Raw genomic sequence first — 16113 nt, forward strand, 5'->3', positions numbered from 1 at the left:
TTCTATTTATTTTAAATATTTAGAATCATACAAGTACTATATGAGTAAAGTTATCACGCATTCCCTTTTTACTGATTTTGACATCGACTTATTTAAAGCTGGAAAACATTACAGATTATATGAGAAACTTGGAGCGCATCTGATTGAATTAGATGGCGTAAAAGGCGTTTATTTTGCTGTTTGGGCTCCAACGGCTCATTCTGTATCTGTTGTGGGAGATTTTAATTTCTGGACACAAGGGGAAAATCTGCTTGAGGTAAGATGGGATTCCTCTGGTATTTGGGAAGGGTTCATTCCAAATATTGAAAAAGGGGCTACCTATAAATATAAAATACAATCGAATAATGGCGGAATTGTTACTGAAAAGGCAGATCCTTTTGCTTTTTATTGTGAAAAGCCACCGCATACCGCATCTATAGTTTGGAATCTCGATTACAAATGGGATGATACTAAATGGATGGAGAATCGCCAGGATCACAATGCGCTGGACAAGCCGTACTCCGTTTATGAGGTTCATTTGGGTTCTTGGAAACGACATATAGAAGACAATCGATTCCTGACTTATCTTGAATTTGCAGAAGACTTAGTTGCTTATGTAAAAGAAACTGGATTTACACATGTGGAGTTTATGCCCATCATGGAGTATCCATACGATCCTTCTTGGGGATATCAACTCGTGGGTTATTTTGCACCGACATCCCGTTTTGGAGATCCACAAGGTTTTATGTTATTAGTTGATAAATTGCATCAAGCTGGAATTGGAGTTATTCTGGATTGGGTTCCTTCTCATTTCCCAGATGACGCACATGGATTAGGACTCTTTGACGGCTCCAATCTTTTTGAACATCCAGATCGTAAAAAAGGCTATCATCCAGATTGGAAAAGTTTAATATTTAATTATGGGCGAAATGAAGTTCGTTCTTTTTTGATCAGTAATGCCTTGTTTTGGTTGCAATATTACCATGCAGACGGGCTTCGCGTGGATGCAGTAGCTTCGATGTTGTACTTAGATTATTCAAGAAAAGTAGGGGAGTGGGAGCCTAATATTTACGGTGGAAGGGAAAACCTAGATACCATAAGTTTTTTAAAAGAATTCAACGAAGCAGTATATTCTAATTTTGAAGGTGTCCAAACAATTGCTGAAGAAAGCACCTCATTTCCGATGGTTTCAAGACCTACTTCCATTGGAGGTTTAGGATTTGGGATGAAATGGATGATGGGTTGGATGCATGATACTTTAGAATATTTTCAAAAAGATATTGTTTATAGAAAGTACCATCAAAATGATTTGACTTTCTCTTCCACCTATGCTTTTTCAGAAAATTTTATGTTGCCACTTTCCCATGACGAAGTGGTGTATGGAAAAAAATCTATCCTTGGCAGAATGCCGGGTGATGAATGGCAAAAATTCGCAAATTTACGACTGCTATATGGCTATATGTTTACGCATCCTGGAACAAAATTACTGTTTATGGGATGTGAATTTGGCCAAAGTGCTGAATGGAATTTTGAACGTAGTCTGGATTGGCATTTAAATGAGTATCCATACCATGACGGGGTAAGAAAGTTGATTACAGATCTAAATGGGTTATATAAAACCCAACCGGCACTATATGAAAAACAATTTAGTCCAGAGGGATTCGAATGGATTAATTATTCAGACCATCAAAATGCAGTTATATCCTTTATTCGAAAAGGAGTTAAAGTAAAAGACGATGTAATAGTAGTTTGTAATTTTACGGAAGTAGTTCGTGAAAATTATAGAATAGGTATTCCAAGAAAAGGAAAGCTGAAGGAGATTTTTAACAGTGATGCAACTATTTATGGTGGTAGCGGAATAAAGAATACGGCTAAATTAGGGATAGAAGCGGCACCATATGACGGACGCGATTATTCAGTAGAACTAACGCTAGCTCCTTTAGCTGTAACCGTTTTTAAAATAGTCTAACCATTTAAATTATTAGGTGTACTATTTTTATAAATAAATTCTTAATTGGGTAAACTCTATTATTTCCTAAAATTAATAGAGTTTTTTTTAAATAAAATAGTTTACAACGATTTCGTGAATAAAAATATTTTTTAGGAAAGAAAATATACTTTTGTTGTATGTTTGGAAATAAATAAGGGGCTTAATCTTAATAAGATATCAAATGATTACAAATACAGAATTAGAGTTCAAGGGAGATTTATATCCATCAAAAATTATTTCTTTTGAACATGACGTTGATTCCGTTTATTTTAACACAGATAACAGCGTAGTTTTAAAAATCACCATTTTGAGAGACAGTCTCATACGTTTTAGATACACAACTAAAGGATATTTTAGCAATGATTTTTCCTACGCTATTGACAAAAGTCATTCGCATGGATATAATTTTCTTGAGGTTACTGAAGAAGCCGAATATTATCAAATACAAACCAGTAAGGTAAAATGTGTCATTCAAAAAATAGATATGAGAGTGTCTATTTATGATTTAAAAGGGAATGTTTTACTTGAGGATGAATTGGGTTTCCATTGGGAGGAAAGTTACGAGTACGGCGGTAATATCGTTAAAATGAGTAAGGCATCAAAAGATGGGGAATGTTTTTATGGTCTTGGCGATAAAGCGACCCAAATGAATTTGAAAGGGAAAAGATTGGAAAATTTTGCCACTGATCAATATGCTTTTCAAAAAGATCAAGAACCTTTATACAAAGTAGTTCCCTTTTATATTGGGTTACAAAATAAACAAGCCTACGGTATTTTCTTCGATAATACATTTAGAACATTCTTTGATTTTTGTCACGAAAGAAGAAATGTCACCAGTTTCTGGGCAGAAGGAGGAGAGATGAATTACTATTTCATCTATGGTCCTCAAATGGAGGGTGTTGTTACCAGCTATACTGATCTAACTGGTAAGCCAGAATTACCGCCTTTGTGGGCTTTAGGATATCACCAATGTAAATGGAGCTATTATCCAGAAAGCAATGTAAAAGAAATTACAGCAAAATTCAGGGAATTAAAAATACCATGCGATGCCATTTATTTGGATATTGATTACATGGAAGGGTTCCGATGTTTTACCTGGAACAAGGAATATTTTCCTGATCCAAAAAGAATGGTCGCAGAATTAGCAGAAGATGGTTTTAAAACTGTCGTAATCATTGATCCGGGAATTAAAATTGACAAGGAATACGCAGTCTATAAAGAGGCTTTGGAAAAAGATTATTTTTGTAAACGTGCTGATGGTCCTTATATGAAAGGAAAAGTTTGGCCTGGAGAATGTAATTTTCCGGACTATACTAATCCCGAAGTCAGAGAATGGTGGGCAGGATTATTTAAAGAGCTGATATCAGATATTGGAGTAAAAGGAGTTTGGAACGATATGAATGAGCCTGCTGTTATGGAGGTTCCAAATAAAACGTTCCCGATGGATGTGCGACATGCTTATGACGGAAATCCATGCAGTCATAGAAAAGCACATAATATTTATGGTACACAGATGGCAAGAGCCACTTATCATGGAGTAAAAAGATTTGCTTATCCTAAAAGGCCTTTTATAATTACAAGATCAGCGTACGCTGGGGCGCAACGCTATACTTCCTCTTGGACAGGTGATAATGTGGCTACTTGGGAGCATTTATGGATTGCAAACATACAAGTGCAAAGAATGTCAATTTCTGGAATGGGATTCACTGGGTCTGATATTGGTGGATTTGCAGAACAACCTTCAGGGGAGTTGTATGCGCGCTGGATTCAATTGGGTGTTTTTCATCCTTTTTGTAGAACACATTCGTCTGGTGATCATGGAGATCAGGAGCCGTGGGCATTTGATGTAGAGGTTGTTGACATTACCAGAAAGTTCGTTAACCTTCGTTATCAATTGCTACCGTACTTATACACTATGTTTTGGCAATATATTGAAGAGGGAATCCCTATGCTTAAACCATTAGTATACTATGACCAAAGTGATATACAAACACATTATAGAAATGACGAGTTTATTTTTGGAAATCAAATTTTAGTATGTCCTATTTTGGAACCTAATGCCATAGGTAGAAGAATGTATATTCTTCGCGGAGAGTGGTATAATTACTGGACTAATGATTTTGTGACTGGAGGGAAGGAAATTTGGGTTGACACTAAATTCGATGAAATTCCGGTCTTTGTAAAAGCTGGGGCTATTATTCCAAAATATCCTGTTCAACAATATGTGGGAGAATTAGAGTTTGATGAGTTGACCTTAGATTTATACTATAAAGAAGGGAAAGAGAAGTCAGTTGTTTACGAAGATGCACAAGACGGCTATGATTATAAAAAAGGCAGGTATAGTTTCTTGACTTTTCAAGTAACAGGCAAGGAAAAAGAGCTCAATATTCAATTGCATAAAGAAGGTAAATATGATACTAATTATTCTAAGTATAAGATAAATCTAATCGGATTTCCTTTTAAGGTGAAAAGCATAGAGATTGACAACGAAGAAGTTTTATTTGACAGAGTCAAATTTGAGGAAGATAATTATCTTATTGTAAATAAGGAATTTAATGTTTTGCATATCATTGGAGAATAAGAAAAAACAAAAATGTTGAAACATTTGATTTTAATTTTGCAAATAAAACATCTATTATTATTGTATTTTTGTTAAAATAAAAATAGTATCATGAAAAAAAATTCAATATTAATAGGCATTTGTACATTGGGATTATTGGTCTCATGCGCAACGAATCCGCTAACGGGAAAGAAAACATTAAATTTTGTTTCAAATAGCGAGCTTTTCCCTACCTCTTTTGCGGAGTATGGAACTTTTTTAAAGGAAAATAAAGTAATTACAGGAACTACTGACGCAAGAAGAGTAGAGTCTGTTGGAATAAAAATAAAATTAGCTGCTGAAAAATACTTGAATTATTTAGGGCAAAAGCAGTATTTAGATGGCTATCAATGGGAATATAAGCTAGTCGATAGTAAAGATGTAAACGCCTGGTGTATGCCTGGAGGAAAGATTGTAGTTTATTCTGGAATTTTACCTATTACAAAAGATGATGCTGGTTTAGCTACCGTAATGGGACATGAAGTTTCTCATGCATTAGCAAATCATGGGGCACAAAGAATGAGTGCAGGACAATTACAACAGTTAGGAGCTGTAGGAGTTGCTGTAGCAACTGGTAATAAAAGTGCCGAAAATCAGCAAATATGGCAACAAGCTTATGGTGTGACAACACAATATGGTGGGATGCTTCCTTTTAGTAGAAATCATGAAACCGAAGCTGATCAAATAGGTTTGACCTTAATGGCGATCGCAGGATATAATCCAGAAGAAGCAATTGCTTTCTGGACTAGAATGTCAGCAAATTCAAACGGGCAAGCACCACCAGAGTTTCTTAGTACACACCCATCTGATGCTACCAGAATAGCGAATTTAAGAGCGATGGTTCCTGAAGCTAAGGCTGTTGCAGCAAAATTCGGAATGATCTATAAGTAATAATTTATAGTTTATTTAATAAAAGCCAATTCATTTGAATTGGCTTTTTGCTTTAGCAAAAGATCAAGTTTTGAATATTCCTTATATTTTATATGTTTACTATGAAAAAATAGATAAATTCGTATAAAAATAATTCTATCATGGCGTTACAAAAAGGAGATAAAAAATTAATAAATGCATGGGCTTTTTATGATTGGGCTAATTCAGTTTATAGTTTAGTTATCGCTACAGCGGTTTTCCCAATTTACTATGAAACGGTAACTAGTGATAATAACGGAATAGTTCAATTTTTAGGTTATGAGTTTAATAATTCATCTCTTTTATCCTATTCTTTATCCTTTTCATTTTTGATAGTGGCTTTAATGTCTCCCATTTTGTCCGGTATTGCAGATTATACAGGAAATAAGAAACGATTCCTGCAATTCTTTTGTTATTTGGGATCAGTATCTGTGATGAGTTTGTTCTTTTTTAAGGGCCAAGATACCTTATGGATTGGAGTTTTAGGTACAATCTTCGCAAGTATTGGTTTTTGGGGAAGTATCGTTTTTTATAATTCCTATTTGCCAGAAATTGCTTTTCCTGAACAGCACGATAGAGTAAGTGCCAAGGGATTTATGTTTGGGTACGCGGGTTCTTTAATTTTACTTGCTTTTAATCTAACCATGGTTATGATGCCACACTGGTATGGAATATCAGATGGATCTTTACCGGCGCGTATTTCATTCTTATCTGTTGGTATTTGGTGGATGGGTTTTGCCCAAGTTACTTTTCATTATTTACCTAATAATGTCTTTCATAAAAAACCAGAGAAGGATTATATCTTTAAAGGACTAAGAGAATTGAGAGTGGTATTAGATAGTCTAAAGAATATGAAGGATTTAAAACAGTTCTTAACTGCTTTTTTTCTTTATAGCATTGGAGTTCAGACTGTTATTTTGTTAGCAGGCCTTTTTGGGAAAAAGGAATTAGGTATTGATACGAGTAAGTTGATCATTATTATATTATTAATAAATGTAGTTGCTATTTTTGGCGCGTATTTATTTTCGCGACTATCAGAAAAAATTGGCAATATAAAAACATTGAAAATTACAATAGTAATATGGGGATTTATTTGTGTTGCGGCATATTTACTAGATGCCAAAAGCGACTATATTGATACTCAATTTTATATTCTTGGCGCAATGATAGGAATGGTTTTGGGAGCTATTCAGTCTTTATCTCGTTCTACCTATTCAAAATTATTACCAGATACTGAAGATCATGCTACCTACTTTAGCTTTTTTGACGTAACTGAAAAAATATCGATTGTCGTAGGGACGTTTGTTTTTGGGTTTGTCGCAGCAATTACCAACTCGATGAGAAATTCATTTTTCATTTTGGCTCTGTTTTTTTTACTTGGATTTGTGATTCTAAGTTTTATGAAAGAAGAATCTAAAAATGGGAAGTAATAGTTTTGTTAAATGAAAAAAGCTGTTTTAAGTACTATATACTTAAAACAGCTTTTTTGTTTGGTTTAGGGTTAGTTACCTTTTAGAAATATTTCCAGAACCAGTTACTTTACTGTCTTTGGTTTTTGGATCTCCTTTGTAATAAATGTCACCTGAACCTGTAACTCTTGCTTTTAATGCATTAGAGCAATATACTGTAGCATCACCCGAGCCTGCAACAGTAGTTTCTACATTCGCTGCTTTTAGCGCATCAGTTGATACATTTCCAGATCCTGCTAAACGCACTTTTAGATCATTAGTTTTACCTGTTAATTTGACAGTCCCAGAACCACTCAATGCTAATTCAATTGCACTTGCTTCAATAGTCAGATTTATATCTCCGGAGCCTGTTAATCGTGAACTGAATCGAGTACTTTTAATAGTTGCGTTAGATGTTACTTCCCCTGAACCTACAAGAGAAATAGCATTTAAAGATTCAAATGGAATAGTAATAAGTAATTTTTTTCGAGTACTTATATTTTGATTCTTTTCGGTACTAATTTTTAACACGCCATTTTCGACTTCAGTTTTTATCAATGGAAGTATATTTTCCTCACCTTCAATAGTAAGATTTCCTTCTTTTCCGGATGTTAGTTGAATCTCAAAAAATCCTGTAATTTGTATTTCATCATAGTCAGCTGTGGTTCTTTTTTCAGTTATCAAATTCCCATTGCCTTTAATTGTTTTACTTGAGTACCATTGCGCATTAACAAATGTTGTAAAAAAGAGAGCCAAATACAATACTGGTTTTAATGATTTTTTCATGTTTTTTATTTTTAAATGTCATTTTTTAATTAATGTGATATTCCCGTAGTCTGAGTTTATTTTTAAAATATTGGGGCCTTTTTTCTTGTAATAGCCACTATATTTTTTAGTAGTATTTGTTTGTTGTTTATGGATCATTTTTATAAGCTATTGGTTAGCTAATTTTAAATAGAGGTTGCTACTGATTTTTAATTTAAACTATTTTTTTTCTATTTTTTGATTGTTAAACTTTTGTAAAATTACATAAGAGTACTTCGATTAAGATTGTTTTTATTTTTCCATCTAGATTGCTAAATGAGTTTAGACTTTTCTTGCGAAAGGAATAAAGTAATAAATTTACGACATTTTATTTTATTAACTTTTAAATTGATTATTTTTTATTTCCTCAAAATGGCATAAAGATTGCATTTTTACTGCAGCTAATGAATAATGAGGTTTAATGCATGTTTTATTCATATTTAAACAACTGATACCTTATATTTGTTATTTACTTGAAAATTTTTAATGACAAAAAGACTCAAAAATATTATGTCAAATCATAAAATACTTACTATTGACAATCTGTCACTACAGGAATACGACTCAGAAGCAGAATTAATACCATTGTTAACTCCCGAGGATGAGGAGGAGATGATTAATGAAGAATTACCTGATTCGTTACCCATTTTACCGTTGCGTAATATGGTTTTATTTCCAGGAGTTGTTATTCCTATTACTGCTGGCCGAGATAAATCGATTAAGCTAATTAATGATGCAAATGCAGCAGGGAAAATCATTGGGGTTGTAGCTCAAAAAGACGAATCAGACGAAGATCCTACTAAAGATGATATTCACACAGTGGGTACTGTGGCTAGGATTTTACGCGTTTTAAAGATGCCTGACGGGAATACAACCGTGATTCTTCAAGGAAAAAAACGTTTTGAAATTGATGCTGTTACTTCAGAAGATCCTTATCTGACCGCCACCATCAAAGATTTTCCTGAAAACAGACCTGAAAAAACAGATACTGAATTTTTAGCAATTCTTGAGTCTATAAAAGAATTAGCAATCCAAATTATAAAAGAAAGCCCAAATATTCCAACTGAAGCAACATTTGCGATTAAGAATATTGAAAGCCAATCTTTTCTTATCAATTTCGTTACATCCAACATGAACTTGTCTGTAAAGGAAAAGCAAGATTTGTTAGCGATCAATGATTTGAAAGAAAGAGCGCTGGAGACACTTCGTTATATGAATATTGAGTTGCAAAAACTCGAATTAAAAAACGATATCCAGTCAAAAGTGCGTTTTGATTTAGACCAGCAGCAAAGAGAATATTTTCTTCATCAACAAATGAAAACGATCCAGGAAGAGTTGGGTGGTTCTTCACAAGAAGAAGAATTGGAGGAAATGTTAGTTAAGGCAAAGACGAAGAAATGGGATGAAAAAACCAAGAAGCATTTCGAAAAAGAAGTGTCTAAGATGCGCCGAATGAATCCGCAGGCTCCTGATTTTGGTATTCAAAGAAATTATTTGGACTTGTTTTTAGAGTTGCCTTGGAATGAATTTTCGAAAGATAATTTTGATTTGAAACGCGCTCAGAAAATTTTAGATCGTGACCATTTCGGTTTAGAAGATGTGAAGAAAAGAATGATAGAGCATTTGGCAGTTTTAAAATTGCGAAATGATATGAAATCACCCATTATTTGTTTGACAGGGCCTCCGGGAGTGGGTAAAACCTCCATTGGGCGTTCTGTTGCAGAAGCATTAGGTAGAGAATATGTGCGTATTTCCCTTGGTGGATTGCGTGATGAGTCTGAAATTAGAGGGCATAGAAAAACCTATATCGGTGCGATGCCGGGAAGGATAATTCAAAGTTTGAAAAAAGCGGGTACATCAAATCCAGTATTTGTTTTGGATGAGATTGATAAATTATCCATTAGTAGTCAAGGTGATCCATCATCAGCGTTGCTGGAAGTATTAGATCCGGAACAAAACAATTCTTTTTATGATAATTTCCTTGAAATGGGATATGACTTATCTAAAGTGATGTTTATTGCTACATCGAATACCATGTCAACGATTCAACCGGCTTTGAGAGATCGTATGGAGATTATAAAAATGTCTGGATATACCATCGAAGAAAAGGTAGAAATAGCACGTCAGCATTTACTTCCAAGACAGTTGAAAGAACATGGTTTGACTTCTAAAGATTTAACGTTCGGAAAAAAACAATTGGAAAAAATTGTAGAAGGGTATACCCGTGAGTCTGGTGTTCGTGGTTTAGAAGCAAAAATTGCTCAAGTTATCCGAAATGCAGCAAAATCAGTTGCGATGGAAGAAGAGTACAATAAAAAAGTAACGGATGAAGATATCATAAAAGTGCTAGGTGTGCCAAGATTAGAAAGAGACAAATACGAGAGCAATGACGTTGCGGGAGTAGTGACTGGTTTAGCTTGGACAAGTGTAGGTGGTGATATTCTTTTTATAGAATCTTTAATTTCTCCAGGTAAAGGAGTAATGACCATTACCGGAAATTTAGGTACTGTAATGAAAGAATCAGCAACAATTGCTTTAGAATATATCAAAGCAAATGCAGAGCTTATGGGTTTAAATCCTGAAATGATTGCTAAGTACAACATTCATTTACACGTTCCAGAAGGAGCAACACCTAAGGATGGGCCAAGTGCAGGTATTGCCATGTTGACTTCGTTAGTCTCTGTATTTACCCAAAAAAGAGTAAAGAAAAATATGGCGATGACAGGGGAGATTACCTTAAGAGGAAAAGTATTGCCTGTAGGTGGAATAAAAGAAAAGATCTTAGCAGCAAAAAGAGCCAATATTAAAGAGATTATCTTATGTCATGAAAACAAAAGTGATATTGACGAAATTAAGCCAGAATATATTCAAGGACTTACGTTTCATTATGTAAAGGAAATGAGTGAGGTTTTGAAAATAGCGATTACTGATCAAAAGGTTAAAAACGCCAAAATTTTATAAGTAAAATAGTTTCATAAAATGATAAGTTCCAAAATCAAAGCCTAATGTAATTAAGCGATGATTTTGGAATTTTATTTGTTTAGAATTTGAAGATACAAAACTCGTGTTTATTACTATTATAATTTTATCTTCGCAATTGCGTTTTATTTTACAGAAATATAGCTATAAAGCATGTTCAAAAAACTTTTATTATACGTTTTATTCTTTGTTTGTACTGTAACTTACAGTCAAATAGGAGGTAAGTATACTTATCAGTTTTTGAATTTGGTTACCTCTCCTAGACAAGCAGCGCTTGGTGGAAAAACCATTACCATTTATGATGATGACGTGAATCAGGTTAATTTTAATCCCGCAACAATAAATGTAGAAATGGACAACCATTTGGCGTTAAATTACGGTAGTTATTATGGAGAAGTGACCTACGGTACGGCTTCCTATGCGTACACTTATGACCGTCATTTGCAAACGTTTCAGGCTGGAGTGAATTATGTGAATTACGGCAGTTTTGAAGGTTACGATGAAGCGGGTCAGCCTACTACTTCATTTACGGGTAGTGAAATTGCGCTTTCAGCAGGATACGCTTATAATATTCCGAGTACGACTATTCATATTGGGGCAAACGCAAAATTAATATCTTCAACACTCGAGAGCTATAATTCATTAGGAGGAGCGATTGATATTGGGGCGATTTTTATTGACGAAAGAAATGACGTTAATTGGGGTTTAGTGATTCGGAATATAGGGACTCAATTCACAACTTATTCTGAAGTTAGAGAAAAATTGCCACTTGAAGTAATTGTGGGTGTTTCCCAAGAATTAGAACATGTCCCGCTTAGATGGCATCTGACATTAGAGAATTTACAACAATGGAATGTTGCTTTTTCAAATCCAGTTAGGGCAGAATCATCTCTTGATGGCACTTCGACACAGGAAAAAGTATCCTTTGTAAATAACGCTTTGCGACATGCTATTTTTGGAGTGGAACTTTTTCCTCAAAAATCCTTTAATATAAGATTAGGTTATAATTTTAGAAGAGCCCAAGAATTGCGAATTCTGGAACAGCGTAATTTTTCAGGCGTTTCGCTTGGCTTTGGACTAAAATTCAATAAATTAAAATTTAATTACTCCTACTCAAGATATACTTTAGCAGGAAACACAAGTCTTTTTGGTTTAACAATTAACTTTCAATAATACTATTTTGAATAAAAAAATTACAATTGCGATAGATGGATTTTCATCTACAGGGAAAAGTACTTTAGCCAAACAGTTAGCTAATAATTTAGGCTATGTTTATGTTGACACCGGTGCAATGTATCGCGCTATAACATTATTTGCAATGCAAAACGGATATATAGGAGCTGAATATTTTGATAAAGAATTATTAATTAATAGTTTGACTTCCATTAGATTACAATTTAAATATAATCCGGAGTTGGGATTTGCAGAAATGTATTTGAATGATGTCAATGTTGAAAAAGAAATCAGAACCATTGAAGTTTCTAGTTTTGTTAGTAAAGTAGCGGAGATAGCAGAAGTACGTGCAAAATTAGTCGAACAACAAAAAGAAATGGGTAAGGACAAAGGTATTGTTATGGATGGCAGAGATATTGGAACCGTCGTTTTCCCGGATGCCGAACTTAAAATATTCATGACTGCTAGTGCAACTACCCGAGCACAAAGGCGTTACGATGAATTGCTGCAAAAGGGCGATGCTGTTACTTATGAAGAGGTTCTCAAAAATGTAGAAGAACGAGATTATATTGATACTCATAGAGATAACTCCCCTTTGGTGCTGGCAGAAGATGCCATCGAGATTGACAATTCACATCTTACACGTGAAGAGCAATTTGAAATTGTATTAGGGTTAGTCAATGAAGTTATTAAAACAGAATAATTTTTTTGTATATCTCATTTTTAATATTAGATTTACTGCTTTTGTTATTTAAAATATAAGAATTCATTTTATGGGAATTAAAAATAGATTGACGGTAATGAGTTTTCTTCAATTCTTTGTTTGGGGAGCGTGGTTGATTACTGTTGGGAATTATTGGTTTGGGACCAAAGGATGGAGTGGTGCTGAATTTGGGGCGGTGTTTTCAACACTTGGAATTGCGTCAATAATAATGCCTGCACTAACAGGGATTATTGCAGATAGATGGATTAATGCCGAAAAATTATACGGAATATTACATATATTAAGCGGCTTAGCTATTTTTTATATACCGCAAGTTGATAATCCTACACTTTTCTACTGGGTTATATTTCTGGCGATGATGTTTTACATGCCTACCATTTCACTATCAAATTCAGTAGCTTACAATATATTGAAAAATAATAATTTTGATGTGGTAAAGGTTTTTCCACCTATTAGGGTCTGGGGAACTATTGGTTTTATTGCCGCCATGTGGATGACTAATTTATCTGGTAACAAGGCGTCAGTTAATATGTTTTATATTTCTGGATTTGCTTCTTTAGTTTTAGGAATTTATTCTTTTACATTACCCAAATGTCCTGCGCAAAAATCAGTTGTTAAAAATGCTAGTTGGACGGAAAAATTAGGATTGGATGCTTTTAAGTTATTCGGTACCTACAAAATGGCGTTGTTTTTCATTTTCTCTATGTTTCTTGGTGGTGCATTACAATTGACGAACATGTACGGAGATACTTATTTATCAGATTTTGCAAATACACCAAAATATGCAGACTCTTTTGTGTCGAAATATTCTACTATAATCATGTCGATTTCTCAAATATCTGAAACCTTATTTATTTTAGCAATTCCTTTTTTCTTGAAGCGATTTGGAATTAAGCAAGTGATGTTGATTTCAATGCTTGCTTGGGTATTGCGTTTTGGATTGTTTGCTTATGGCAATCCTGGAGATGGATTATGGATGATTATTATGTCTTGTGTGGTCTATGGTATGGCGTTTGACTTTTTTAATATTTCAGGATCATTATTTATAGAAACTACTACCGATTTTAGAATACGTTCTAGTGCACAGGGATTGTTTATGATGATGTCCAATGGTTTTGGCGCCTTCTTTGGAGGGATTTTCAGCGGAATAGTTATCGATAAATTTTTCACGCATGATGGGGTTAGAGACTGGCACAACATATGGCTTTCGTTTGCAGGGTATGCCTTAATCATCGCCATTGCTTTTGCTGTTTTATTCAAACATAAACATTATGCAGAGGATGTAGCTACTGTAACTCATTAATAATTATTTTTTTAAATATATAGAACCCGATACTTCCGACGTATCGGGTTCTTTGTTTATTAGAACTTCTATGCGTTGTAATTAGCCCTGATGGAGCTGGTATCCTCGCAATGAAATGGAGAGATAAAGGCGAGAGCAGGAGGAAGGTGAATTAGAATGCAGGGAATTTATGCTCCTGATAAACAGTTATTTATATTAATTTAATGTTAAAAGAGTGTTTATTTCTTCGTAATTAATTATCAGGCAGTTATTTATTTTGTAGTTAAGTAAAAAAGTATTAATTTTGCACACCTTTTGGTGAATAAGAGTTTCCTTTAGGTATCAATTAATTATACAAACAACTTCTGTTGTTTTCTATCACATTAAGAAGCTCGAGAGAATACAGAATACAAATTTTTATCAGCATGTCTGAACAAATCCAATCACAAGAAGAGTTTTTAGCAAATTTTAACTGGCACAACTTCGAAGAAGGTATTGATGTCGTTAATCAAGAAAACTTAAAAGAATTCGAAGAATTAGTTACAAAAACATTTATTTCTACTGATCAAGAAGAAGTAGTTGATGGAACAGTTGTTAGAATTACAGATAGAGACGTTATCGTTGATATCAACGCAAAATCGGAAGGTGTTATTTCATTAAATGAATTCCGTTACAACCCAGCATTAAAAGTAGGTGATACTGTTGAAGTATTAATCGACATCCGTGAGGACAAAACTGGACAACTAGTTTTATCTCACAGAAAAGCACGTACTATCAAATCATGGGATAGAGTTATTGCTGCAAACGAAACAGGAGAAATCGTTAATGGTTTTGTAAAATGCAGAACTAAAGGTGGTATGATCGTTGACGTTTTCGGAATTGAAGCGTTTTTACCAGGATCTCAAATTGATGTTAAGCCAATTAGAGATTACGATGTTTACGTAAATAAAACAATGGAATTCAAAGTTGTGAAAATCAACCACGAATTTAAAAACGTTGTTGTATCTCACAAAGCGCTTATTGAAGCGGATATTGAAGTACAGAAAAAAGAGATCATCGGTCAATTACAAAAAGGACAAGTATTAGAAGGTGTTGTTAAAAACATTACTTCTTATGGTGTCTTTATTGATTTAGGTGGTGTTGATGGATTGATTCACATTACTGACCTTTCTTGGTCAAGAATCAATCACCCATCTGAAGTTCTTGAATTAGATCAAAAATTAAATGTTGTAATCCTTGATTTCGATGATGAGAAAACAAGAATTCAATTAGGATTGAAACAATTAAACGCTCACCCTTGGGATGCTCTAGATGCTAAATTAGCAATTGGAGATAAAGTAAAAGGTAAAGTAGTTGTAATCGCTGATTACGGTGCTTTCATCGAAGTTGCTGAAGGTGTTGAAGGTTTGATCCACGTTTCTGAAATGTCTTGGTCTACTCATTTACGTTCTGCTCAAGATTTCGTAAAAGTAGGTGATGTTGTTGAAGCTGTTATCTTAACATTAGATAGAGATGACCGTAAAATGTCATTAGGTATCAAACAATTGTCTCAAGATCCTTGGACTGACATTACTTCTAAATACCCAGTAGGTTCTAAACATTCTGGTATCGTTAGAAACTTTACAAACTTTGGAATTTTCGTAGAACTTGAAGAAGGAATTGATGGATTAATTTACATCTCTGACTTATCTTGGACTAAGAAAATCAAACATCCATCTGAATTTGTAAATGTTGGAGAGAAACTTGATGTAGTAGTATTAGAATTAGATGTTGACGGACGTAAATTATCTTTAGGTCACAAACAAACTACTCCTAATCCTTGGGATCAATACGAAGGTTCATTTGCTGTTGGAACTATCCACACAGGTGAAATCGCTGAGATTGTTGACAAAGGAGCTACTGTAGAATTTGGAGATGATATCGTTGCTTTCATTCCTACTCGTCACCTTGAAAAAGAAGATGGTAAGAAATTGAAAAAAGGTGAATCTGCTGATTTCAAAGTAATCGAATTCAACAAAGAATTCAAAAGAGTAGTTGCATCTCACACAGCTATCTTCCGTGAAGAAGAAGAGAAAAATGTGAAAGCAGTTACTGAAAACAATTCTTCAGCTTCAAGCTCAACTAATGCGCCTGCATCTACTTTAGGAGATAGCAATGATGTATTGGCTGCATTGAAAGCTAAAATGGAAAAATCTGAGAAAAAATAATTCTCACTATTTCTTATAA

General features: G+C 34.1%; 10 protein-coding genes. 9 read left to right on the plus strand and 1 reads right to left on the minus strand.

All coding sequences use genetic code 11. The features are described 5' to 3' along the window. The first annotated feature begins 40 nt into the window (after window positions 1-40). The 4 genes from glgB to BMW63_RS16735 all read left to right on the plus strand — a co-directional run bounded on the left by glgB (window position 41) and on the right by BMW63_RS16735 (window position 6907). Window positions 41-1948, plus strand: a complete 1908-nt coding sequence (gene glgB, locus BMW63_RS16720) for a 1,4-alpha-glucan branching protein GlgB (RefSeq protein WP_074724604.1) — start codon at window positions 41-43, stop codon at window positions 1946-1948. Window positions 1949-2150: 202 nt separating this feature from the next. After that, window positions 2151-4550 carry a glycoside hydrolase family 31 protein gene (locus BMW63_RS16725; RefSeq protein WP_074724605.1) on the plus strand — a complete coding sequence of 800 codons (2400 nt, stop codon included), beginning with the start codon at window positions 2151-2153 and terminating at the stop codon, window positions 4548-4550. 90 nt (window positions 4551-4640) lie between these two features. After that, the gene (locus BMW63_RS16730; RefSeq protein ID WP_074724606.1) at window positions 4641-5459 is read left to right on the plus strand and encodes a M48 family metallopeptidase; all 819 of its coding nucleotides are present in this window, start codon (window positions 4641-4643) and stop codon (window positions 5457-5459) included. Between the two features lie 140 nt (window positions 5460-5599). After that, window positions 5600-6907 carry an MFS transporter gene (locus BMW63_RS16735; protein ID WP_074724607.1) on the plus strand — a complete coding sequence of 436 codons (1308 nt, stop codon included), beginning with the start codon at window positions 5600-5602 and terminating at the stop codon, window positions 6905-6907. Between the two features lie 75 nt (window positions 6908-6982). Here the strand turns inward: BMW63_RS16735 and BMW63_RS16740 are convergent, their stop codons facing one another. Next, entirely contained in the window at window positions 6983-7711 is a 729-nt protein-coding gene (locus BMW63_RS16740) for a head GIN domain-containing protein (RefSeq protein WP_074724608.1), read from the minus strand. Between the two features lie 528 nt (window positions 7712-8239). Here BMW63_RS16740 and lon point away from each other — a divergent pair. The 5 genes from lon to rpsA all read left to right on the plus strand — a co-directional run bounded on the left by lon (window position 8240) and on the right by rpsA (window position 16094). Beyond that, window positions 8240-10690 (plus strand): endopeptidase La, encoded by a 2451-nt coding sequence (gene lon, locus BMW63_RS16745; RefSeq protein WP_074724632.1) that lies wholly within the window; start codon window positions 8240-8242, stop codon window positions 10688-10690. A 171-nt stretch (window positions 10691-10861) separates the two neighbouring features. Further along, complete coding sequence (gene porQ, locus BMW63_RS16750) at window positions 10862-11881, plus strand: type IX secretion system protein PorQ (RefSeq protein ID WP_074724609.1); 1020 nt, start codon at window positions 10862-10864, stop codon at window positions 11879-11881. A 7-nt stretch (window positions 11882-11888) separates the two neighbouring features. Then, window positions 11889-12584, plus strand: coding sequence for a (d)CMP kinase (gene cmk / locus BMW63_RS16755; RefSeq protein ID WP_074724610.1), 696 nt, complete (start codon window positions 11889-11891; stop codon window positions 12582-12584). Between the two features lie 70 nt (window positions 12585-12654). Continuing rightward, on the plus strand, window positions 12655-13908 hold the full coding sequence (locus tag BMW63_RS16760) for a nucleoside permease (protein ID WP_074724611.1): 1254 nt from the start codon (window positions 12655-12657) through the stop codon (window positions 13906-13908). Between the two features lie 404 nt (window positions 13909-14312). Further along, entirely contained in the window at window positions 14313-16094 is a 1782-nt protein-coding gene (gene rpsA / locus BMW63_RS16765; protein WP_074724612.1) for a 30S ribosomal protein S1, read from the plus strand. The last annotated feature ends 19 nt before the right edge of the window (window positions 16095-16113 follow it).

The organism is Flavobacterium frigoris (genome assembly GCF_900111075.1).
GTDB classification, from domain to species: domain Bacteria; phylum Bacteroidota; class Bacteroidia; order Flavobacteriales; family Flavobacteriaceae; genus Flavobacterium; species Flavobacterium frigoris.